This is a genomic window from Enterococcus sp. 22-H-5-01 (assembly GCF_050310005.1).
Classification (GTDB): domain Bacteria; phylum Bacillota; class Bacilli; order Lactobacillales; family Enterococcaceae; genus Enterococcus_A; species Enterococcus_A hailinensis.
The window spans coordinates 1,451,224-1,474,312 of the sequence record NZ_CP189993.1; the positions used below are offsets into that span (position 1 = coordinate 1,451,224).

At 38.0% G+C, this 23,089-nt stretch carries 19 protein-coding genes and 1 other annotated feature; of the genes, 6 read left to right on the forward strand and 13 right to left on the reverse strand.

All coding sequences use genetic code 11. The features are described 5' to 3' along the window. Positions 1 to 7: 7 nt before the first annotated feature. The 6 genes from ACQKTA_RS07430 to infC all read right to left on the reverse strand — a co-directional run bounded on the left by ACQKTA_RS07430 (position 8) and on the right by infC (position 4,483). Entirely contained in the window at positions 8 to 2,560 is a 2,553-nt protein-coding gene (locus tag ACQKTA_RS07430; RefSeq protein ID WP_427813323.1) for an HAD-IC family P-type ATPase, read from the reverse strand. Between the two features lie 139 nt (positions 2,561 to 2,699). Beyond that, positions 2,700 to 2,828 carry a hypothetical protein gene (locus ACQKTA_RS07435; protein WP_281246546.1) on the reverse strand — a complete coding sequence of 43 codons (129 nt, stop codon included), beginning with the start codon at positions 2,826 to 2,828 and terminating at the stop codon, positions 2,700 to 2,702. A gap of 13 nt (positions 2,829 to 2,841) precedes the next feature. Then, entirely contained in the window at positions 2,842 to 3,090 is a 249-nt protein-coding gene (locus ACQKTA_RS07440) for a GlsB/YeaQ/YmgE family stress response membrane protein (protein ID WP_427813324.1), read from the reverse strand. A gap of 173 nt (positions 3,091 to 3,263) precedes the next feature. Further along, the gene (gene rplT / locus ACQKTA_RS07445) at positions 3,264 to 3,623 is read right to left on the reverse strand and encodes a 50S ribosomal protein L20 (protein WP_427813325.1); all 360 of its coding nucleotides are present in this window, start codon (positions 3,621 to 3,623) and stop codon (positions 3,264 to 3,266) included. 61 nt (positions 3,624 to 3,684) lie between these two features. Continuing rightward, positions 3,685 to 3,885, reverse strand: coding sequence for a 50S ribosomal protein L35 (gene rpmI / locus ACQKTA_RS07450; RefSeq protein WP_010742869.1), 201 nt, complete (start codon positions 3,883 to 3,885; stop codon positions 3,685 to 3,687). Between the two features lie 73 nt (positions 3,886 to 3,958). After that, a complete protein-coding gene (infC, locus tag ACQKTA_RS07455; RefSeq protein ID WP_071857809.1) occupies positions 3,959 to 4,483 on the reverse strand; it encodes a translation initiation factor IF-3 in 525 nt (174 codons plus the stop codon). Between the two features lie 27 nt (positions 4,484 to 4,510). Then, positions 4,511 to 4,639, reverse strand: a sequence feature (ribosomal protein L20 leader region). 140 nt (positions 4,640 to 4,779) lie between these two features. Here infC and ACQKTA_RS07460 point away from each other — a divergent pair. Next, a complete protein-coding gene (locus ACQKTA_RS07460) occupies positions 4,780 to 5,589 on the forward strand; it encodes a Cof-type HAD-IIB family hydrolase (protein WP_427813326.1) in 810 nt (269 codons plus the stop codon). Positions 5,590 to 5,634: 45 nt separating this feature from the next. On the opposite strand, the gene ACQKTA_RS07465 is transcribed toward ACQKTA_RS07460, so the two are convergent. Beyond that, positions 5,635 to 6,540 (reverse strand): magnesium transporter CorA family protein, encoded by a 906-nt coding sequence (locus ACQKTA_RS07465; RefSeq protein WP_332581003.1) that lies wholly within the window; start codon positions 6,538 to 6,540, stop codon positions 5,635 to 5,637. Positions 6,541 to 6,659: 119 nt separating this feature from the next. Beyond that, positions 6,660 to 7,316 (reverse strand): deoxynucleoside kinase, encoded by a 657-nt coding sequence (locus tag ACQKTA_RS07470; protein ID WP_332581004.1) that lies wholly within the window; start codon positions 7,314 to 7,316, stop codon positions 6,660 to 6,662. Between the two features lie 420 nt (positions 7,317 to 7,736). On the opposite strand from ACQKTA_RS07470, the gene mvk reads away from it, so the two are divergent. Genes mvk through fni form a run of 4 tightly spaced genes read left to right on the forward strand, consistent with a single transcriptional unit; the run spans position 7,737 to position 11,782 of the window. Beyond that, a complete protein-coding gene (gene mvk, locus ACQKTA_RS07475; RefSeq protein WP_427813327.1) occupies positions 7,737 to 8,678 on the forward strand; it encodes a mevalonate kinase in 942 nt (313 codons plus the stop codon). After that, positions 8,671 to 9,660, forward strand: coding sequence for a diphosphomevalonate decarboxylase (gene mvaD, locus ACQKTA_RS07480; protein ID WP_427813328.1), 990 nt, complete (start codon positions 8,671 to 8,673; stop codon positions 9,658 to 9,660). Before mvk ends, mvaD begins: the two co-directional genes overlap by 8 nt. After that, a complete protein-coding gene (locus ACQKTA_RS07485) occupies positions 9,661 to 10,749 on the forward strand; it encodes a phosphomevalonate kinase (protein WP_427813329.1) in 1,089 nt (362 codons plus the stop codon). Further along, positions 10,739 to 11,782: a type 2 isopentenyl-diphosphate Delta-isomerase gene (gene fni, locus ACQKTA_RS07490; RefSeq protein WP_427813330.1), complete on the forward strand. Its 1,044-nt coding sequence runs from the start codon at positions 10,739 to 10,741 to the stop codon at positions 11,780 to 11,782. Before ACQKTA_RS07485 ends, fni begins: the two co-directional genes overlap by 11 nt. Positions 11,783 to 11,807: 25 nt before the next feature. On the opposite strand, the gene ACQKTA_RS07495 is transcribed toward fni, so the two are convergent. From ACQKTA_RS07495 to tgt, 4 genes are all read right to left on the reverse strand, one after another. Then, positions 11,808 to 12,272, reverse strand: a complete 465-nt coding sequence (locus ACQKTA_RS07495) for a hypothetical protein (protein ID WP_332653629.1) — start codon at positions 12,270 to 12,272, stop codon at positions 11,808 to 11,810. Between the two features lie 154 nt (positions 12,273 to 12,426). Continuing rightward, on the reverse strand, positions 12,427 to 15,030 hold the full coding sequence (gene adhE / locus ACQKTA_RS07500; protein ID WP_427813331.1) for a bifunctional acetaldehyde-CoA/alcohol dehydrogenase: 2,604 nt from the start codon (positions 15,028 to 15,030) through the stop codon (positions 12,427 to 12,429). 269 nt (positions 15,031 to 15,299) lie between these two features. After that, positions 15,300 to 15,656, reverse strand: a complete 357-nt coding sequence (yajC, locus tag ACQKTA_RS07505) for a preprotein translocase subunit YajC (protein ID WP_407855043.1) — start codon at positions 15,654 to 15,656, stop codon at positions 15,300 to 15,302. A gap of 85 nt (positions 15,657 to 15,741) precedes the next feature. Further along, positions 15,742 to 16,887, reverse strand: a complete 1,146-nt coding sequence (tgt, locus tag ACQKTA_RS07510) for a tRNA guanosine(34) transglycosylase Tgt (RefSeq protein ID WP_332581646.1) — start codon at positions 16,885 to 16,887, stop codon at positions 15,742 to 15,744. 408 nt (positions 16,888 to 17,295) lie between these two features. Between tgt and adhE (ACQKTA_RS07515) the strand changes: the two genes are divergently transcribed. Then, complete coding sequence (adhE, locus tag ACQKTA_RS07515) at positions 17,296 to 19,899, forward strand: bifunctional acetaldehyde-CoA/alcohol dehydrogenase (RefSeq protein ID WP_427813332.1); 2,604 nt, start codon at positions 17,296 to 17,298, stop codon at positions 19,897 to 19,899. A 79-nt stretch (positions 19,900 to 19,978) separates the two neighbouring features. Here the strand turns inward: adhE (ACQKTA_RS07515) and ACQKTA_RS07520 are convergent, their stop codons facing one another. Next, positions 19,979 to 22,621: a calcium-translocating P-type ATPase, PMCA-type gene (locus ACQKTA_RS07520; protein WP_427813333.1), complete on the reverse strand. Its 2,643-nt coding sequence runs from the start codon at positions 22,619 to 22,621 to the stop codon at positions 19,979 to 19,981. Positions 22,622 to 23,089 lie beyond the last annotated feature (468 nt).

A 23,089-nucleotide genomic window follows, 5' to 3' on the forward strand; every position in this document is an offset into this window, starting at 1 on the left:
TTGTCAGTTAGTCATTCATGCATTGACTAGCTGATTTTGCTTTTCTTTGAATAATTGTTTTACTGAGTCTCTTTTCAATTTCAACAACTAAGAACAATAGCGTGGCATTACCCATGATCACTAGTTGCTGACCGACTGTCAGAGCCGTTGTCCCGATCAATTGTTGTGCTAGCGGAAGAAAAATCACTGTTAGTTGTAAGACTAACAAGATTCCTAAAGAAATAAACAATAATTTATTTTCAAAGAATCGGCGATTGATTGCGGGATCGACTAACTCACGGCAATTGATCATATAAACAGCTTGCCCTAAAACAATACTTTGTAAAAGAATCGTCTGCTGTAAATCACTTCCGTCAAAACGCATTGCCAACAAGTAAGCTGGTACCATGATCAATAAAGAAACATAAATGATCCGGAAGAAATTATATCCAGATAAAATTCCCGCTTTAGTATCTCTTGGTGGTCGATTCATGGCATCTTCACTAACTTTTTCAAAACCTAGTGCGTAGGATAAGGTAATGGTCGTTACCATATTGACCCAAAGAATCTGAATCGGTGTTAACGGCAAAGGACGATTCATCAATAAAGCTACGATAACGATCAGTCCTTGGGCTAACGCAGTCGGTAAGAAGAAATTAATCGTTTTTTGAAGATTATCAAAAATACGACGACCTTCTTTGACAGCGTTGACGATCGTATAAAAATTATCATCTGCTAATACCATGTCCGCTGCTTGTTTACTTACTTCACTTCCTTTGATTCCCATCGCGATACCGACGTCTGCTTGTTTTAAAGCCGGTGCATCATTTACACCGTCACCTGTCATCCCCACGATTTCTTCTTTTTTCTGCAAAGCTGTAACGATTCGTAATTTATGTTCTGGTGTAGTCCTAGCAAAAACATCGACCTTATCAACTACAGTAGATAATTCTTCATCAGATAATAGATCAATATCGATTCCTTCTAACACTTTCGAAGTATGCTTCAATCCGATTTGTTCACTTATCGCTTGAGCAGTTGCCTTATGATCACCAGTAATCATTTTAACTGATATTCCTGCTTGTTGAGCTTGGGCAACCGCTTTAATGGCACTTTCTTTCGGCGGATCAATAATCCCTGCCATTCCAACAAACGTTAGGTCATTTAAGTCTTCATGGGTCAATTCAGCTGATGAAACTTCTTTATACGCAAAACCTAAAACACGTTGGCCTTTTCGTGCAAGAGATAATCCTTGTTCTTGCCACGCTTGATTGTCTTCTTTAGTCAGCTGAGCTTTAGCTAATAAAACTTCTGGTGCACCTTTAACAAAAATAATGTGGCGCTTCGCTGTTTCATGAAGTGTGGCCATATATTTATAGGAAGAACTGAATGGAATTTTTGCTAAAATAGGTTTTAATTCCATTTTTTCTTCAGAAACATAGGTTAACAAAGCCCGCTCAGTTGGATTCCCTTGAATTTCTTCAATCGATTGCTCATTTTTAGTCTTCAACTCTTGGCAATTATTCATAATTTCTTTTATCATGACTGAATCTTCTGTTATAACATCCGTAACGGTCATCTCATTTTTTGTCAGTGTTCCCGTCTTATCCGAACAAATCACCGTCATTGACCCCAACGTTTCAACGGTAGGCATCCCCTTGATGATAGCATTTTCTCCGGCCATTTCTTTTACACCCATTGAAAGGATCATTGTCATGACTGCTGGCAAGCCTTCTGGAATCATCGAAACGATCAAGGCGATACTTGCAGAGAATAATAAACTCCAATCCATTCCGTACCTAAAACTAGTAAAGAACAATAAAAATACGATCAGTGCAAGAATACCGCGAAAAATTTGCTTATTTAATTGATGCATTTTTTTTACTAACGGTGTGGTTTGCGCTTGAACGGATTGCAAGGCTTGATTAATTTGACCAATCTCTGTTGCATCCCCGGTTTCTACAACTAGTCCCCTAGCTGTTCCCGTTTGAACCAATGTTCCAGAAAATGCCATATTTAATTGATCTCCAGCTAAAGCATCCCCTTCAATCTTTGCATTTGTTTTTTCAACGGGTTCCGATTCACCTGTCAAAATGGCCTCTTCAATAGTTAGGTCATGAACCTCAATCAGACGCAAATCAGCTGGTACAACATCACCTGCTTTTAATAAGACGATATCCCCTTGGACCAATTCTTCTGAGGCAACATTTACAGGCTGGCTCTCGATCAAGGCCGTCGCCTCTTGACCCATCATTTGTTTCAACCCATCCAAAGATTCTTCCGCTTTTCTTTCCTGCCAATATCCGACTAAACCATTTACGATTACGACTAAAAGAATAATACTTCCTTCGACTACTTCCCCGGTCGCAAATTTTAACAGTGCTGCACCGATCAAGACAAGCATTAATAAATCAGTAAAATGTTTCGCGATTTTTTGCCATAATTTTGCTTGCTCTTTTTGAGTCATTTCATTTGGACCATTTTGTTTCAAACGGTTTTGGCGTTCTACCTTTGCCAAACCTGATTCGTCTGTTTTTAATTTTTGCTTGATATCATTTATCGAAAAAGTATACCACTTCATATGTATTCCCCATTTCTTTTGCTGTATTAAGAATAACAGCGATAACTTTAAAGAGGAGGTCGATAATTTCAGCGGCATCTGAAATTATTGCCTAGTAAAACAAAAAAAAGGATGTATCTTTTCAGATACATCCTTTTTATTAATGAAGAAAATCTTGCAGATCATCACCATATTTGTCAATTTTTTTTGTTGTAAAAATTGTTCCTGCTACTAAAACGCCACCTACCACTAAAGTACTAGCAACCATAAATTTAAAAAGTGTTTTCATGCTAAAAGACCTCCTATGATTTTTTGCGACTCATAAAATAAGAAACAACTGCTACTAAGATAATTGCACCAATAATCGAAGGGATCAATGCCATCCCAGCCAAACTAGGTCCCCAAGAACCAAGTAACGCTTGACCAATAAAAGAACCGACTAAACCAGCGATGATATTGCTGATCCAACCCATTGAATCACCTTTATTCGTGATAGCTCCGGCAATTGCTCCAATCACAGCGCCAATGATGATCGACCATAATAAATGCATCGTTTTCCCTCCCTCTTCTTTACTTTGCTTATGTATTTATCCTAGCACAAAAGCTTGGATGTAGCCTTTAATATGCTTGCTAGTTGAAAAGTATAGCTACACTTTCTTCTTTTACTTTTTCACAAAAAAAGCCTCACTCGATTGAGTGAGGCTCGATTGTTGTCAAACAACAATTATTTGCTTAATGAATCTTTAGCTTGGTCAGCTAGTGCAGTGAAAGCAGCTGCATCGTTAACTGCTAAATCAGCTAACATTTTGCGGTTGATTTCGATACCGGCAAGTTTAAGACCATGCATTAATTTTGAGTAGCTTAAGTCGTTCATACGAGCTGCAGCGTTGATACGTGCAATCCATAATTTACGGAAGTCGCGTTTCTTTTGACGACGATCGCGATATGCGTAGTTGTATGAATTCATTACTTGTTCTTTAGCTGTTTTAAATAGAGTGTGTTTAGAACCGTAGTAACCTTTAGCTAGTTTTAATGTCTTTTTACGACGTTTACGAGTTACTGTTCCACCTTTAACACGTGCCATGTTTAATTCCTCCTAATAAATAAATCATTGAATTTTTTAAGTTGTAAAGCGGGTGACGCAATTATTTCATGCGTGCCAATTGTTGGCGGATACGTTTGTAATCGCCTTTTGATACCATAGACGCTTTACGTAATTGACGACGTTGTTTTTTAGTTTTTCCGTGGAAACGGTGACTTGTAAAGGCGCGGAAACGTTTCAAACCGCCGTTACCAGTACGTTTTACGCGTTTTGCTAAACCGCGATGTGTTTTTTGTTTTGGCATGACTAAAATTCCTCCTACTTTTCATTTCGCATACTCTTTAACCAGAGTCAAAGATGCATTCTCAAAATTATTGCTAGTCTTTCTTTTCTTTCGGTGCAAGCACTAAGAACATGCTACGTCCGTCCATCTTCGCTTTTTGTTCAACTGTAGCGATATCGCCAGTTTCTTCCGCTAAACGATCAAGAACTTTTTGACCAATATCTTTATGGGTAATGGCACGGCCCTTGAAGCGGATCGAAGCTTTCACTTTGTCGCCTTTTTCTAGGAATTTACGCGCATTACGAAGTTTTGTGTTAAAGTCATTCACATCGATCGTTGGACTCAAACGAACTTCTTTAACGTTGATCACTTTTTGTTTCTTACGTGCTTCACGTTCTTTTTTCTGTTGTTCGAAGCGATACTTTCCGTAATCCATAATACGTGCTACTGGTGGTTTCGCACCTGGAGCGACTAAAACTACATCAAGATTTGCTTGTTCGGCTATTTTTAGAGCTTCTACTTTCGCTACAACACCTAATTGTTCGCCGTCTTGTCCGATCAAACGTACTTCTCGTGCACGAATGCCGTCGTTAACCATCATATCCTTTGCTATGGTCATTCACCTCCAAAATTTTTGAGAGAAAAAAAGCGAATAAAAAAACGAGTTCTTTACGAACCCGCACGTAGTCCGACTCATCGAAAAGATCAGTCATTAACTATCTAGCCCAGCGAGATATTCGCGTAAGGCGAGAAGCGGGTGCTTCTGCTTTCATTTCTCAACTTTAACAGTGTATCTTTATTTATCTATTTTGTCAATCTATTTTATTTACTTTTTCAAAAATCGCCAGTCAAAAAGCAAGTGGCTATTTTTCATTTTTGCTATAATGTAAGTAGAAAATTTAAGGAGGTACACCTATGTACCGATTGATTGCATGTGATTTAGATGAAACACTTTTAGACAAACAGCGACACGTCTCTTCAAAAACTCAAGAAATAATCAAACAAGCAGAAGTCAAAGGTACTACTTTTGCTCCTGCAACTGGCCGCGGCTTTCATTCAATCAAGCAGACTTTAATAGAATTAGATGCTGTCGATAAAGCAAATCATTATATGATCGGCTTCAATGGCGGCGTGGTCGTCGAAAGTCAAGGACCCACGATCATTAAAGAATCTCCGATGTCATTTGAGCTTTTAGCTCAGTTATTTGAATTTGGCTCTAAGTATGATGTTGCGATCCATCTTTATACGTTTGAACAAACCTATGTGTATCATAGCAATCCGAATGAAGATGCCTATCTTTCAACGATTCCTCATGAAAAACGAACGGACGATGATTTTTCCTTTTTGGAAAAACAAACGTGTTATAAAGCCTTGTTCCAAAACTTAGATCGTCACTATCTGGAAAAAATCGAACAAGACATGCCGACTGAACTTCATGAAGCCTTAGAAATTAGTTATTCATCGAATCGTTATATCGAATTTAATCCGAAAGGTGTCAATAAAGGGACGGCTTTAGAAAGTTTAGCCGCTCATTTAGCGATTCCCATGGATGAAACAATTGCTATCGGAGATAATACTAACGATCTTTCAATGATCCAAACAGCTGCTTTAGGTGTTGCTGTGGCAAATGCGATTCCTGAAATCAAAAAAGCTGCTCAATATACTACAATTGCGGATCACGAAAACAGCGCAGTTGCCGAAGTCATCGAAAAATTTATTTTATAAAAAAAAGTCTGAGACACGAGTATAAATACTTTTGTCTCAGACTTTTTATCGTATTCGGCGCCATAATACCAAAATCAGCCAGATCGATAATCCTAAACTGATTACTAAAGAAATGATCCACCCTACTTCTGAATGCGTAAAAGGTAATGGCATATTCATCCCGAAAAAACCTGTTACGATCGTGGGAATCGTTAACAATAACGACCAGATCGTCAATATTTTCATCGTATCATTCAAGTTATTATTCAGAAGATTATTATACGTTCCTGATAATTGATCCAATATCTCACTGGATAATTTCGTCATCTCAACAGCTTGCTTTGCTTCGATCAATGCATCGTCGAGTTCTTCTTTTTCTTGTTCTGTAAAACTAGAAAAAATTGACTGTGCCTTGATCTGTTCTAAAAGAACAGCATTTTGCTTAGTAGCAGTCACTAAATAGACTAAGCCGATTTCTAAATCAGAAAGAGCTAATAAATTTTTATTCGTCGTTTTTTCTCTTAATTTTTTATTCAGTTGGATCCGCTGGCTATCTACTTCTTCTACTAAAGGAAAATAATAATCGGAAATCAAAAACAAAGTATGAAAAAGCAAACTAGCTGCACTTTGATTTGGTTCGTCGTTCAATAAACGTTCAATGATATTTTCAACATACATCGTTCGTTCATTGACAAAAGAAAAAAAACGCTGGTCTTTTAAGATAAAAGCCATCGGACTTGTCTCATAATGATTGTCTTTTTTCAGCAGATTCGGAACTTTAAAAATCAACAATAATGCTTTTTCTGTCGGATCATATTCAACCCGTGCTCGTTCATTTTTATCCAAAGCATAGGTCAGCATTTCATCACTAATGGAATAACGTTCTTTCAATTTTTTTACTTCATGAGATTGGGTACTATCTACATTGATCCATGAACTAAGATCTTGATTAAATGTTTGGCTACTGTCCATTTTTGTGCTCCTCCACTTTCCTTCATCAATTTTTAGTATACCAAAATCGATCTTTGGTTGCTCCTATCCACGCTTTGAATGACACAAAAAAGCACGCAATTTTCTTTGCGTGCTTTGACTTATTCTGCTGGTACAGCTTGAACTTCTAAAATTTTTTCATCGATCATGCGAATGACTTCTTCACGAGCTGTAAGATCATCGACAAAGTTCAATTGGTCGCCATCGATTTGAATTTTAGGACTTTCATTATAGTCTTCATACCATTGATCATAACGACGATTCAATTCTTTATAATAATCATATAATGTCGGGTCAAATTCCAATTGTTCATATTCACGACCGCGTTTTTGGATTCTTTCCATCATCGTTTCAAAAGAAACGCGAATGTGGACTAATAAATCTGGATGTTTCTTCTGAGCGGCATAAGGCAACTCTTGCATCATATTTGCTAATAATTCATCATAAACTTTTACTTCAGTTTCAGTTGCTCGACCTAAGTCCGCATTTAAATGGAACAATAAAGAATCTTCATAGATCGAACGATCCAAGACATTATTGTCATCTTGCATCGCTTTTTTGATGCTATCAAACCGTTTATTTAAAAAGTAAATCTGCAATAAAAAGGCATACTGCTCTGGATCTGCATAAAACAATGGCAATACTTCATTATCTTCAATTGATTCATAAAAAGCTTGACTCCCCAAATGCTCAGATAACATTTCTGTCAAACTGGATTTCCCTGCTCCGATGGTTCCTGCTAGTACAATCACGCTCATAAACCTCCAACTCACTTCATACAAAATATGGTGCATAATTCTCAACTCAACAAATATACCCCCAATATATGGTGTAGTCAAATGAAAAATACAAAGAAATAATTATCTCTGCTTCTAAAGAATGTTTAAAAATATGAGGATTATCGAAAACTTTTCAGCGGTTTCGTTTACTTGTCGCAAGACTGTGAGTAAAATGGAAAGAGACTAAATTTGATAATTCCGATATAATAAGAATGATAGAAAAGCATTCCTATTTACAAGTTAAATAAACAAAATGTATTATTTTTTATAAAAGCTATTTAACTTAAATCAAATAAAAACCATACCCCTACATAAAAAAGTATCTTGCTACACCTCTTTCTAGAAGCAGACTTATTTTATGTGAGATAACTACTCTAAAATGAATTAGGAGTTTTTTTAATGAAATCGATCAGCACGGGTTATGCCAGTGGGAAAATTATATTAATGGGCGAGCATTCTGTTGTATATGGCGAGCCTGCAATTGCGTTCCCTTTTTCAGGGACAGGTATTCAAGCAACGATTCGTAAAAACAAACTTGAATCATGGATTGAGTCTAGTTTCTTCCACGGACCGCTCAGCGAAGCACCTACTACGATGCGCAACGTTACTATTTTACTTTGGTATTTGGTTAAGCATTTTAAAATTCCAGAACCTTTTTACTTAAAGATTGAAAGCTCCATTCCTGCAGAACGCGGAATGGGCTCCAGTGCTGCAGTAGCTGTTGCAATCACGCGGGCGGTTTTCGACTGGATGGAAGAGCCTGCGACCCAAGAGAATGTTTTATATTTCGTGAACCAAGCAGAAGCAGTCGCACACGGTAATCCAAGCGGGATTGATGCTACAACCATCAGTGGAACTGAACCAATTCGTTATCAAAAAGAAATTGGTTTCCAGCCTTTCCAATTGAATATGGACGCTTTTTTAGTTGTTGCCGATACAGGTATCAAAGGACAAACACGTAAAGCTGTTCGCGACATCGCAAAATTAAGGGAGTTAAGACCTCGCGAAACAGCGAAACAAATCAAATCTCTAGGGCGATTGACACAACAAGCACAACAAGCGATTCTAAAAAATCAGCCGCATATTTTAGGAGATTGTATGAATCAAGCACAAGGCTTACTACGTTTATTAGGTACAAGCAATCGCCATTTAGATCATTTGATCGAAACGGCTTTAAAACATGAAGCTTTAGGAGCAAAATTAACAGGCGGCGGCCGTGGGGGCTGCATGATCGCCTTAGCAGAAAATGAAACGAGCGGACGGCAACTACAGCAAACACTATTAGATGCCGGGGCGCGCAATACATGGATTGAAGGGTTAGGTGTGTATGCACATGTTTAGCGGGAAAGCGAAAGCTTATACGAATATTGCCTTAATTAAATATTGGGGTAAAAAAAATCAAGAATTAATTTTACCAATGAATAACAGTCTATCTTTAACATTAGATGCTTTTTATACCGAAACAACAGTCACTTTTTCAACTGAATTCACGGAAGACCAATTTTATTTAGACAATCAATTACAAGATTCGAAAGCGACTATCAAAATAAGTCGCTTTCTTGATTTAGCCAGAAAAAAAGCCGATTGTACCTTATTCGCTGTCGTTAAAAGTCAAAATTTTGTTCCTACTGCAGCAGGACTGGCCTCTTCCGCTAGCGGATTGGCAGCTTTGGCTGGAGCAGTTAGTGCTGCTTTGAATTTAGATTTGTCGCCGATCGCACTATCTCGTCTAGCACGCCGAGGTTCGGGCTCTGCCTCTCGTAGTGTTTATGGCGGTTTTGCCGAATGGGAAAAAGGAAATTCCGACGAGACTTCTTATGCAACCAAAATCATTAGTAACGATTTCGAACAAGATTTAAGTATGATTTTTATTGTAGTTAATGATGCAAAGAAAGATGTTTCTAGCCGCGATGGCATGCAACGAACAGTTGAAACTTCTTCATTTTATGATGGCTGGCTGCAAAGTGTTCCGAAAGACTTGGCTAAAGCCAAAGCTGCGATTGCAGCAAAAGATTTTACGGCTCTAGGCGAAGTGACTGAAGCAAGTGCGCTAAAAATGCATGGCACTACATTAGCCGCTACACCTCCTTTTACATATTGGTCAGCTGAAAGTATGAAGGCAATGAATCTTGTTCGTCAACTAAGAACAACCGGTGTTTCTTGCTATTTCACAATGGATGCTGGGCCTAACGTCAAAGTTTTAGTTGAGCGCAAAAATGAAGAAAAAGTTCTTGATGAGTTAGCTAAACATTTTGATCCAACTCAATTGATTGTCGCTCATGCAGGACCAAGTATTGAAATTTTATCAATGGAGGAAGCATAAATGATCGAAGTATCTGCACCAGGAAAACTATATATTGCCGGCGAGTATGCGGTGGTCGAACCTGGACATCCTGCCATCATTGTCGCCATTGATCAATTCATTACGGTAACGATCGAACCGGCTAAAAAAAGCGGCAGTATCCAATCGACCCAATATAGTGATTTGCCTGTACGTTGGACTCGACGTAATAATGAACTCGTTTTGGATATTCGTGACAATCCTTTTCATTATATTTTAGCTGCCATCCATTTCACTGAAAAATTCGCTCAAGAAAAAGGCAAAAAATTAGCCTTCTTTGATTTAAAAGTTACGAGTGAATTAGATAATTCAAATGGACGTAAATACGGTTTAGGTTCTAGCGGTGCCGTGACCGTCGCAACTGTTAAAGCATTAAACGCCTTTTACGAACTGAACTTATCACAATTAGAGCTATTTAAATTAGCGACGTTAGCCCATTTAAATGTCCAAGGAAACGGTTCATGCGGAGATATCGCAGCTAGTTGCTATGGCGGCTGGCTAGCTTTTTCAACTTTCGATCATGATTGGGTCTTAAGTAAGTTAGCTAACGAGAAATTAACAGACTTGATCGCTTACGACTGGCCAAATTTAAATATCGAACCACTAAAAGTCCCTGAAGATTTACGTTTGTTGATTGGTTGGACTGGAAGTCCTGCTTCTACTTCGGATTTAGTTGATCAAGTTCATCAATCTAGGGATGAGAAGAAAACTTCTTACGAACAGTTTTTGACCGATAGCAAAGACTGTGTGGACCAAATGATTCTAGGATTCAAACAAAATGATGTGTCATTAATTCAATCAATGATTCGAAAAAATCGTACATTACTTAATCAACTAACGAGCCTCAGCAACGTCTCAATCGAAACTGAGGAACTAAAAAGACTAAACGACTTAGCGGAAAAATATGGCGGCGCAGCAAAATCTTCTGGTGCTGGCGGTGGCGACTGCGGTATCGTAATCGTCGATAAGCGGGCTGGCATCTTACCTTTGATGAGCTCATGGGAAAAGGCTGGTATTACCCCATTACCTCTACATGTTTATCACTTAACGGAGGATCACTATGAATCGTAAAGACGAACATATCTCATTAGCTCGGGCCTTTCACCATAAACAAAAAGAAAATGATTTTGATGCTGTACGCCTGATTCATTCTTCTTTGGTTAAAACAAAGTCTGATTCTATCGACTTGAGCACTGAAATTCTTGGTTTAAAATTAGCTGCTCCGTTTTATATCAATGCCATGACAGGTGGAAGTGAAAAAACCAAAAAGATCAACCATGATTTAGCGATCATCGCACGGGAAACAAATTTGATGATGGCGACCGGCTCTGTCAGTGCAGCCTTAAAAGATCCTAGCGTCGCTGATTCTTATACCGTTATCCGCGAGGTCAATCCCAATGGCCTGTTGCTAGCGAATATGGGCGCTGGCCGTACCAGTGAAGATGCTCAAAAAATCGTTGAACTTTTACATGCAGATGGTATGCAGATCCACTTAAATGTCCCGCAAGAATTAGTTATGCCTGAAGGCGACAGTGATTTTTATGATTGGCCCAAAAATATCAAAGAATCGATTGAAAAATTACACGTGCCTGTGATCGTAAAAGAAGTCGGCTTTGGGATGACCAGAGAAACGATTCAACAATTGCAAAGCTATGGTGTAAAAGCCATCGATGTATCAGGGCGTGGCGGAACCAGTTTTTCACAAATTGAAAATGCTCGAAGGAAAAAACGTGAATTGAGCTATCTTGATGATTGGGGACAATCAACGGTTATCTCTTTACTTGAAGCACAAGCTATCGATCACCTTACGATCCTTGCTTCCGGCGGAATTCGTGATGCATATGATATTTTTAAAGCTCTTTGTTTAGGAGCAAAAGCAGTCGGGATCTCTGCAACTATCTTAGATTCATTAATGAGTGACGGTGTCGATAAAACGATCGAGCTGATTGAAGATTGGAAAGTCCAGTTAGCTCGTTTATATCTAATGACCGACAAAACCACAACAGACGAACTAATCAAAAATCCTATTATTTTGAGTGGCTCTCCTAAAGAATGGTGTCAGGCACGAGGCATCGATTATCAACGACTAGCTAATAGAAAATAAAGAGGATGCGTTAAACGCATCCTCTTTATTTTCTAAACAAGCGTTGCAGCCAAGTTTTCTTTTGACCGACTCGAATATTACTGCCAATTTTAGTTGAATCCAACATTGCTTGGAAAACTAAATTATCTTGCAATAACAATTGATTGATTGTTTTTAATCGTTTGAGCTGTTTTTCGTTATATTGCTCTGGATCAATATTTTTTGCATCGATGTTTCGTTCAATATCTCTTTGAATCAACTTTATTAACTCATACTGGCGAGTCAATAAATAATTGATTTGTTTTACTTCATGAGGTTCAACAGTCATTTCTATTGTTGAGGGAGCCAAACGATTCAAGGCCGCAATATAATCCTGCATATCTAACATAAAGATATAATTTGCTTTACTTCCCATAATTTTTTTCTCATTTACTAAATAGTCAACGATCGCATGTAAATGAGCTCCTGATTCACCTAATTCTTTGATCTCTCTCCTCAATTTTTCCATCATCATGAACCCTTTCCGCATATATTAAATTCAGTCTATCGTTTTTTTAGGGCCATAACAATCAAAGAGGATCAATTTTTCTAAATAAAATAATTTTTTAAATAAAAAACACACTTACATATAAAAAAGAGTCTCCATATGGAGACTCTTTTTTCAACTACGCTTTATAGTCGTAGGCTGTTACGATGATACCTTTTAATTCACTGATCAATGGTTCTTTAGGATTAGCGGTTGTACATTGGTCTTCGTAGGCTAACTCAGCCATACGATCAACTGTTGAATCTAATGTTTCTTGCGTGACACCTTGCGCTTTCAAGTTCATATCGATTCCACATTTAACCCCTAAGTCGTAGACAGCTGTAATCAAAGCTTCCACCAATTCTTCAGTGGTATTTCCTTTTAGACCTAAGAAGCGAGCAATGTCAGCATAATCAGAGTCTGCACGGAAATAATCATATTTAGGGAACATCGCGTGTTTTTGCGGATCTTTGGCATTGTAACGGATAATATGTGGTAATAAGATTGCATTTGTCCGTCCATGAGGAATACCGTATTCTCCACCAATTTTATGAGCGATTGAGTGACAAATTCCTAAGAAAGCATTGGCAAAAGCCATACCAGCCATCGCTGAAGCATTATGCATTTTTTCTCTTGCTTCTGTATCGCCTGTCTTCACTGATTTTTCAAGATAATCAAAGACGATTTTGATTGCTTGTAAACTCAAGCCACGCGTGTAATCAGATGCCATGACAGAAACATAAGATTCAATTGCATGAGTTAAAACATCCATACCTGTGTCTGCTGTAACTGATGCTGGAACCGTCATAACGAATTGAGGATCCACGATCGCTACATCTGGCGTCAATGCGTAATCCGCTAATGGGTATTTTACATGTGTTTCACTATCAGTAATAACAGCAAATGGCGTTACTTCTGAACCTGTTCCAGAAGTTGTCGGAATACATACAAATTGTGTTTTTTCTGGTTTGCCGATGTTGTATGTCCGTTTACGGATATCCAAGAATTTTTGTTTAGCACCAAAGAACGAAGTATCTGGGTGTTCAAAGAACATCCACATGCCTTTTGCCGCATCCATTGCAGATCCACCACCAAGAGCGATAACTGTATCTGGTTGGAAATCATTAAACATTTCTAAACCTTTATAAACAGTGTTCGTTGACGGATTTGGTTCAACATCGGAGAAGACTTCGATTTTTACATCATTCGTACGACGTCCTAAAACTTCACGAACGATATCAGCATACCCGAATTGAACCATTCCTGGATCACAAACCAACATGACACGTTCAACATTTTCCATTTGGGTCAGGTACAATAAAGAATTTTTTTCAAAATAGATTTTTGGTGGTAATTTAAACCATTGCATATTCGTTCTCCGTTTCGCTACAGTTTTTATATTGATCAAGTCAATCGCTGATACGTTATGAGAAACTGAATTGTGTCCATATGATCCACAACCTAATGTTAATGAAGGAATCAATTCATTATAGATATCACCAATACCACCTTCAGCCGATGGTGAGTTTACTAAGATTCGGCAAGCTTTCATTCGTAAACCAAATTGAATTTGTAAGTTTTCATCTTCCGTATGAATAACAGCCGTATGTCCAAGTCCACCTAAGTCCAACATACTTTCACATAGTTCAAAACCATGAGCTGTATTTTCTGCTTTGACCATCGCTAAGACTGGCGAAAGTTTTTCACGTGACAATGGATAATCTGCACCAACCCCATCAAGTTCTGCAATCAATAATTTTGTTCCTGCTGGAACTTTGATGCCAGCTCGTTCAGCAATATCAATCGCTGAATGACCGACGATCGCTGGATTAACAGCATACTTGCCTTCATTCATAACGGCATCTTCTAATTTGCTTAATTCTGATTTTTTAACAAAGTATACTTGATGACTTTCAAATTCTGCTTTTACTTCTGCATAAACTTCTTTATCAACGATCACCGCTTGTTCAGAAGCACAGATCATTCCATTATCAAATGTTTTAGAAACGATCAAGTCATTGACAGCACGTTTGATTTTTGCTGTTTTTTCAATGTAAGAAGGTGCATTACCAGGACCCACGCCTAAAGCTGGTTTACCTGTAGAGTACGCTGATTTGACCATGCCTGCTCCGCCAGTCGCTAAAACGATCGCGATACCTGGATGATTCATCAAACCAGTTGTTCCTTCTAATGATGGTTTTTCGATCCATTGGATACAATTTTCAGGGGCTCCGGCTGCGATAGCTGCATCACGAATGATACGAGCCGCTTCAGATGAACATTTTTGTGCACTTGGATGAAAAGCAAAAACAATCGGATTACGTGTTTTTAAAGCGACCATTGCTTTAAAAATCGTAGTAGATGTTGGATTTGTTGTTGGAGTAACGCCACAAACAACACCGACTGGTTCAGCGATTTGAATCAAGCCTTTTTGTTTATCTTCATTGATAACGCCAACAGTTTTGTCATTTTTGATGCTGTTCCAAATATATTCAGATGCATACATATTTTTGATTGCTTTATCTTCGTAAATTCCGCGTCCTGTTTCTTCTACCGCCATTTTTGCAAGCATCATATGTTTATCTAAAGCTGCCATCGCCATTTCGTGAACGATATGGTCAACTTTTTCTTGATCAAAATCTGCCATTTCTTTTAATGCAACATTTGCTTTAGTTGCCAATTCATCTATTGTTTGTTCAACACTGATTGTCTGAGTTTTTTCTTTTTCTACCGCTTTAGCCATGTGGATCCTCCTAGAAAAATTATTGTGTTCCTTTTCACATATATATCGTACAACAACGTTTCCATTTTGTAAAGAACTTTTTTGTGATTCTTTTCACACCAAGTTGTATATGTTTAAAACCTTTGAAATAAAGGAAAAACAGTATCCGATAGCTCTGTTGTTTAGATAATATATAAATGATATTAAATTCACAATTATACTATTAGTAAAAAGTATATAAAAAAAGACCCGGAAATTTCCGGATCTTTCAAAATTAGAAAAATTCACTTTTATTTTTCTTCAGGTTTTTCTTCGATGATTGTTTCAGTTGGTTCTTCTGTTTTCGGTTCAACACTTGGTGTTTCAACCGGTGCAGCAGTTGTTGTTGTGCCTGATTGTACATTTTTAATTGATGCACGATCAAATACTAAATAGATTCCTTCACAGTCCAAAGTAACTGTCTTATCTTCTGGATTCATTTCGTGAACGACTCCGTGTAATCCACCGATCGTTACAACGTTGTCTCCAGCTTTCATTGAATCTAATACATTCTGACGATTTTGTTGTTGTTTCTTTTGAGAACGATTCATCATAAAGAACATTCCCAACATCAAAACAAGTAAGATGATCATTGAATAGTTACCCATTTTAAATTTCCCCTCGCATTCATAGTAATTCCATTGTTAACTGTAACAAAATTTTTAATGTTACACTAGCATTTTTGGTTATCCTTTAAAAACTTTTTGCGTTTTGTTTATTAAAACCATACTCTTCAAAAAAGGCTTGACGGAATTCTAATAAATTATCATCCATGATCGCTTGACGAACTTGTTTCATTAAATTGATCAAGAAGTGTAAGTTGTGATAAGACGTCAGACGAATACCAAATGTTTCATCACAATGGATCAAGTGACGAATATATGCACGTGTATAATTTTTACACGTATAGCAATCGCATTTCTCATCTAACGGACGGAAATCATGTGCATACTTAGCATTTTTAACAACTAAGCGTCCTGCTGAAGTCATACATGTCCCATTCCGAGCAATTCGTGTTGGCAAGACACAGTCAAACATATCAACTCCACGAATGACACCATCGATCAATGAGTCGGCTGCCCCAACACCCATTAGATAGCGTGGTTTATTTTCAGGAATTAATGGTGTCGTAAATTCTAAGACACGATTCATTTCTTCTTTTGGTTCACCAACAGATAAGCCGCCGATCGAATAGCCAGGGAAATCCATGCTGACTAAGTCTTTCGCGCTTTGGCGACGTAAGTCTTCAAAACCGGCACCTTGGATAATACCAAACAGACCTTGGGTAGATGGATTTGCATGTGCTTTTAATCCGCGTTCTGCCCAACGAGATGTACGCTCCACTGATTTTTTCACGTAATCATAGCTTTCATCAAATGGCGGGCATTCGTCAAAGCTCATCATGATATCGGAACCTAATTTATTTTGGATATCAATTGCTTTTTCAGGTGATAAGAACATTTTTGAACCATTTAAATGATTTTTGAAATGCACACCCTCTTCAACAATATTACGCATATCTGCTAATGAGAAAACTTGGAAACCACCAGAATCGGTTAAAATCGGTTGATCCCAATTCATGAACTTATGTAATCCTCCAGCTTCTGCAACAAGATCTTCACCAGGTCGTAACCACAGATGATACGTGTTGCTCAAGATAATTCCAGCACCCATAGCTTTCAATTCTTCTGGCGACATCGTTTTGACCGTCGCTAATGTTCCTACTGGCATAAACATCGGTGTTGGAAATGTTCCGTGCGGTGTGATGATTTCGCCCAAACGAGCACCCGTATGTTTTTCTTTCTTTATTAAGCGATAAGAAATGGCAGGTTCAGTCATTTAATTTCCTACTTTCTTTCATATGTTATGTATTAGTTTGCAACGAGTACCATGATACTGGTTTTAAGTAGCTTTTGCAACTTTCCTTCAACACCTTAATGCTTATTAAAAGAAGTTGTACTTTCTTGATCATAAATATACAAGCTTATTCATTTTTATTTTTTTTTTCAAAATAGTTAAATAATTGTTCCTATCTAAACAAGCAAATTTTTATTTTATAAAATTAAACTAGGATACTGGTAATGTATTTCAAGAAAAAATTAAAGAACTGATTTATTTTTTAATTCTTCTCATTTTATACTAACAGCAAACAACTATTGTGAAATAAATATTTATTATAGAAAGCGTTTACATTTGCAGATGTACCAATTATGATTAAGTCGTTAAAAAAATACTAGGAGGAACAACATGGTTAAAACAGCTGAACAGGAACAAAGGGAAGTTATTACTGTTGACACCGTAGTCAATGAATTAGCGAAAAACGGAAATGAAGCATTGAAAATTTTCTCTACTTTCACACAAGAAAAAGTAGACCATATCGTTCATGAAGGTGCTATGGCAGCCTTAGACAAGCATATGCTGCTTGCGAAAATGGCGGTAGAAGAAACTGGTCGAGGAGTCATTGAAGACAAAGCAATCAAAAATATGTATGCATCTGAATATATCTGGAACAACATCAAAAATGACAAAACAGCTGGTGTGATTTTTGAGGATAAGCAAAAACATCTAATTCAAATTGCTGAACCAGTTGGTGTCATTTGCGGCGTCACTCCAACGACCAACCCGACCTCGACAACTGTCTTTAAGTCATTGATTGCTTTGAAAACACGTAACCCGATTGTCTTTGCCTTCCACCCTAGTGCACAAAAATGTTCAGCAGAAGCTGCACGAATCATACGTGATGCAGCCATTGCTGCCGGAGCTCCCGAAAATTGTATCCAATGGATTGAAACTCCATCACTTGAAGCCACTCAAGGATTGATGAACCATCCTGGTATCGCAGTCGTTTTGGCTACTGGCGGCGGTGCTATGGTGAAAGCTGCTTACTCTACAGGTAAACCAGCTCTAGGTGTTGGTCCGGGTAATGTTCCTTCTTATATTGAAAAAACAGCAAATATCAAACGCGCTGTCAACGACTTACTTGTTTCAAAAACATTTGATAGTGGAATGATCTGTGCTTCTGAGCAAGCAGTGATCGTTGATAAAGAAATCTATGCAGACGTCAAAAAAGAATTCCAAGCACATCAAGTATATTTTGTTAAGAAAAATGAACTTCGTCAATTAGAAGATGTCGTAATGAATGAAGAAAAATATGCTGTCAATCCAAGAATCGTAGGTTATTCAGCAAAAGCTATTGCTGATTTGGCAGGAATCGCTGTTCCTGAAGGGACTAAACTGCTGATTGCAGAATTAGCAGGTGTTGGTGCAGAGTATCATCTTTCACGAGAAAAACTATCACCTGTCTTAGCAATGGTGCAATCATCAAATATTGAACATGGTTTTGAATTATGTGAAGAGATGTTAGCTCTAGGCGGGCTTGGACATACGGCAGTCATCCATACTGAAGACGAATCGGTTGAATTAGCTTTCGGCTTGCGAATGAAAGCTTGCCGAATTTTAGTAAATTCACCCTCTTCTGAAGGTGATATCGGTGACATCTATAATGAATTGATTCCTTCTTTAACATTGGGTTGTGGATCATATGGAAAAAATTCAGTCTCGCATAATGTATCTGCACTAGACTTGATCAATATCAAAACGGTAGCGAAACGGAGAAAAAACATGCAATGGTTTAAACTTCCCCCAAAAATTTATTTTGAAAAAAATTCTTTATTGTACTTGACCCAAATGGAAAATGTTGAACGTGTGATGATCGTTTGTGATCCAGGAATGGTGCAATTTGGTTATGCCGACACCGTTAGAGAGGCATTGGGTAGACGCCAAAATGATGTCAAAGTGGAGATTTTTTCAGATGTTGAACCGAATCCATCCACGAACACGGTTTATAAAGGGCTCGAAATGATCCTTAATTTCCAACCAGATACGATCATCGCTCTTGGTGGCGGTTCTGCAATGGATGCAGCAAAAGGCATGTGGATGTTCTTTGAACACCCTGATACTTCATTTTTTGGTGCCAAACAAAAATTCTTAGATATCCGTAAGCGCACGTATGGAATTAAACCGCCTGAGAAAACACAATTAGTTTGTATTCCGACTACTTCTGGTACCGGTGCAGAAGTCACACCATTTGCCGTAATTACTGACAGCGAAACACATGTAAAATATCCATTAGCTGATTACGCATTGACGCCAAACGTAGCAATCATCGATCCACAGTTTGTCCTGACTCTACCTGCTTCGATTGCCGCAGACACAGGAATGGATGTATTAACCCATGCAATTGAATCTTATGTTTCAGTCATGGCTTCAGACTATACTCGCGGTTTGAGTTTACAAGCAATCAAAATCGTCTTTGATTATCTTGAAAAATCAGTGAAGATCGGCGATGAAACCTCACGAGAAAAAATGCATAATGCTTCAGCCATGGCTGGTATGGCTTTTGCCAATGCTTTCTTAGGGATTTGTCATTCTGTCGCTCATAAAATTGGCGGTGAATATGGTATTCCTCACGGTCGTACAAACGCAATCTTATTGCCACACATCATCCGTTACAATGCCAAAGATCCGCAAAAACATGCGATGTTCCCTAAATATGATTATTTCCGTGCAGACTCTGATTATGCTGACATTGCAAAATTCCTTGGTTTGGAAGGAAATACAACCGCAGAATTAGTTGAAGCCCTTATTACAGCTGTCTATGACTTAGGTGTAAGCGTGGGAATTGAGATGAATCTAAAAGCTCAAGGTGTGACCAAAGAAACATTAGAAGCGACCGTAGATCATTTAGCAGAGTTAGCCTACGAGGATCAATGTACAACCGCCAATCCTAAAGAACCATTGATCAGCGAATTAAAAGAAATCATCGTGACTTGCTACGATTACAAAGCATAATTGATTTAGTAGCACATAAACTACAAAAAAACCTTCGATGAAGAATATCCATCGAAGGTTTTTTATTTTGACTAAACACTTAAATACTTTCCGTATCTACTTCTGGTGCTTTGTGGAATTTGATCAATTCATTCACGATGATCGGCACGATTGAAAGTAGAATCGCAATCACCCAATGATTCATGCTGATTGGTACAAGATAGAATAATTCTTGTGTTTTCGGAATCAAAGCAATCAGCGTCGTAATACCGATTGCCAGCCAAGCCATTTCGGCTAACGATTTGTTGGTAGCTAAATCTACTCTAAAAATCGATTTACTACTGCGAACGTTGAAGACATGTAAGATCGAAGAATAGGCTAAAACTAAGAAGGCCACTGTTTGACCCACTTCAAAACTTGCCGGTGTAAAGTAGCTGACATTATTTACGAAAGCCCCAATATAAAAACCAATCAATGTAACGATTGTGAAGACACCCGCATTTAAGCCGATTTTTTGCCACAATCCTCGTGCGAAAATCCCTTCATCTCTTGGAATTGGTTTTTCATCCATGATCCCTGCTTCTGCCGGTTCACGACCTAGCGCAAAACCTGGTAGTCCATCTGCTACTACGTTAACAAATAGTAATTGTACTGCCGTAAATGGCGCTCCCCAACCTAATAGCATAGCGATAACTACGATAAAAATTTCCGAAATATTACAACTCAACAAGAAATTGATAGCTTTTCGAATCCCTTGGTAAACCGAACGTCCTCGTGCAACCGCATCGACGATCGTTGCAAAGTTATCGTCTGTTAAAACCATATCAGCGGCACCTTTAGCAACATCCGTTCCTGTAATTCCCATTGCACAGCCAACGTCACTTGCTTTTAAGGCTGGAGCATCATTGACCCCGTCACCCGTCATGGCCACTACCGCACCTGTCCGCTGCCATGATTTAACGATTCGTATTTTATCTTCCGGTGTTACCCGTGCGTAAACGGATAATTCTTTGACTTTACTATCTAATTCATCATCAGTCATTTTTTGTAATTGGGCACCTGAGATAGCCTCTTTTCGACTATTCATAATTCCCAATTCTTTAGCAATTGCACCTGCAGTTACAACGTGATCACCGGTGATCATTACTGTTTTGATTCCAGCTTTTTTAGCCCTAGCAATCGCATCTTTTGATTCTGGTCTTGGTGGATCGATCATCCCGATCAATCCCATTAATCGTAAGTTTTTCTCTAATGCTTCTGAAGTGATTTCTTGCGGCTCTTCATCATGGATTGCATAGCCTACAGCAATTACACGCAATGCTTTTTTCCCAAAACGATCATTTACGATCGCTGCTTGATCGACATCTCCGTAATGAAATTTAGGAAGCAAAACATCGAAAGCACCTTTTGTTATCGAAATATATTTTTTTCCTCGCTTATGCACGGTCGTCATCATCTTACGCTCTGAATCAAAGGGAATTTCTCCGATACGTGGATACTTCTCTTCTAACTCACTTTTTGTATGATAATTTTCTTCTACAGCCCGAACAATAGCTGCTTCAGTTGGATTTCCTTTGATCTCCAATTCATTATCATCATTTTCAACGATTACATCAGTACACAAAGCGGCAGTAGTCAATACTTCCATTGCTTCATCGGTCATTCCTTCTTCCGTATCTACAACAGAATCACCGTGTATCCAAACACGTCGAACACGCATTTTGTTTTGAGTCAAAGTACCTGTTTTATCAGAACAAATTACATTTGCTGACCCTAATGTTTCAACTGCCGGCAACTTACGGATAATCGCATTTTTCTTTGCCATTTTTTGAACACCAAAAGCCAAAGTCAATGTTACGATGACCGTCAGCGTTTCCGGTACTGCTGCTACTGCTAAAGAAATAGAGGTAATAAACATATCCAACATTGGTTCGCCTTGCATCTCACCAATGAAAAAGACAAAAGCCGCAGCTGCTAAAGCGATCAAACTAATTCGCTTTCCTAATTGATTTAATCGTATTTGCAGAGGTGTTTTTTGATTTTCATCATCATTTAACAAGCCTGCAATTTTGCCCATCTCAGTCTGCATACCTGTTGCAGTAACGATTGCTTTTCCACGTCCGTTAACGACTGTTGAACCCTTATAAAGCATATTTATCCGATCGCCTAACGCCGCGTCTTCTTCCCCAACAAATTCGGGATCTTTCATTACAGGTTCACTTTCACCAGTCAATGCGGATTCCTCTACTCGCAATTGAGAAGCTTCAATGATTCGTGCATCTGCAGTAATCATTGAACCAGATTCTAGTAATAAAGTATCTCCAGGCACTAAATCTTCGGCATCGATTTCTTGTTGTTTACCTTCTCGCAACACGCTGGCCGTCTGCTTATTCATATCTTGTAAAGCCGATAATGCTTTTTCTGCATTACCTTCTTGTACAATTGCTAAAACAGAATTGATAACGACAATTGCAATAATCAAGAAACTCTCAAAATAATCACCATGGTCAGTTGCAACCGCGGTATATAATGAAATGACTGCGGCCACCAATAAAATAATCGTTGTAAAATCAGTTAAGCTATGAAAAAACTTTTTCACCAATGATTCTTTAGGTGGTTCTTCAAATTTGTTTTTACCGTTATTTTTTATTTTTTCATCAACTTGTGATTGTGATAATCCGTTCTCTAAATCAGCATTAAATTCACTTATTACAGTATCTTCTGTTTCTTTATAGGGTTTCATCCCATTCCTCCTTTAGATTATAAAAATTCCTTGTGTTATTACTATAACACACAAAATATAAGTAGTTCAAAGTATCCACTTGTATTTAACATTAAGTAAAACAAATTTTTTTTATCAAACAATCGATGCTAAACGCTTTCAATAAATAGAAAAACATGCTATATTATAGATACAAGGAAGGAGGAACTTAAATCATTCGAAGGATTTCTCGATAAAGGTAGTAGAAAGAAAGTAAACAATAAAGTTGTTAGTAATACCAGATTCACCTGAAAGTTGTTCATTGTGTATGTGTGAGGTATTCCCTTATAAATAGTGAATGCGTATCAAAGGTTGAGTAGTATGATCAAACACACAAGTAAAAAGATACGTAATTAAGAAAAGTTTCTTAAAACTGAATATCGTGAAAATGTAGTAAGAACAAGATTTATGTTTATAGTCAAGAAATTCATGTAATACTTTGCATGTACC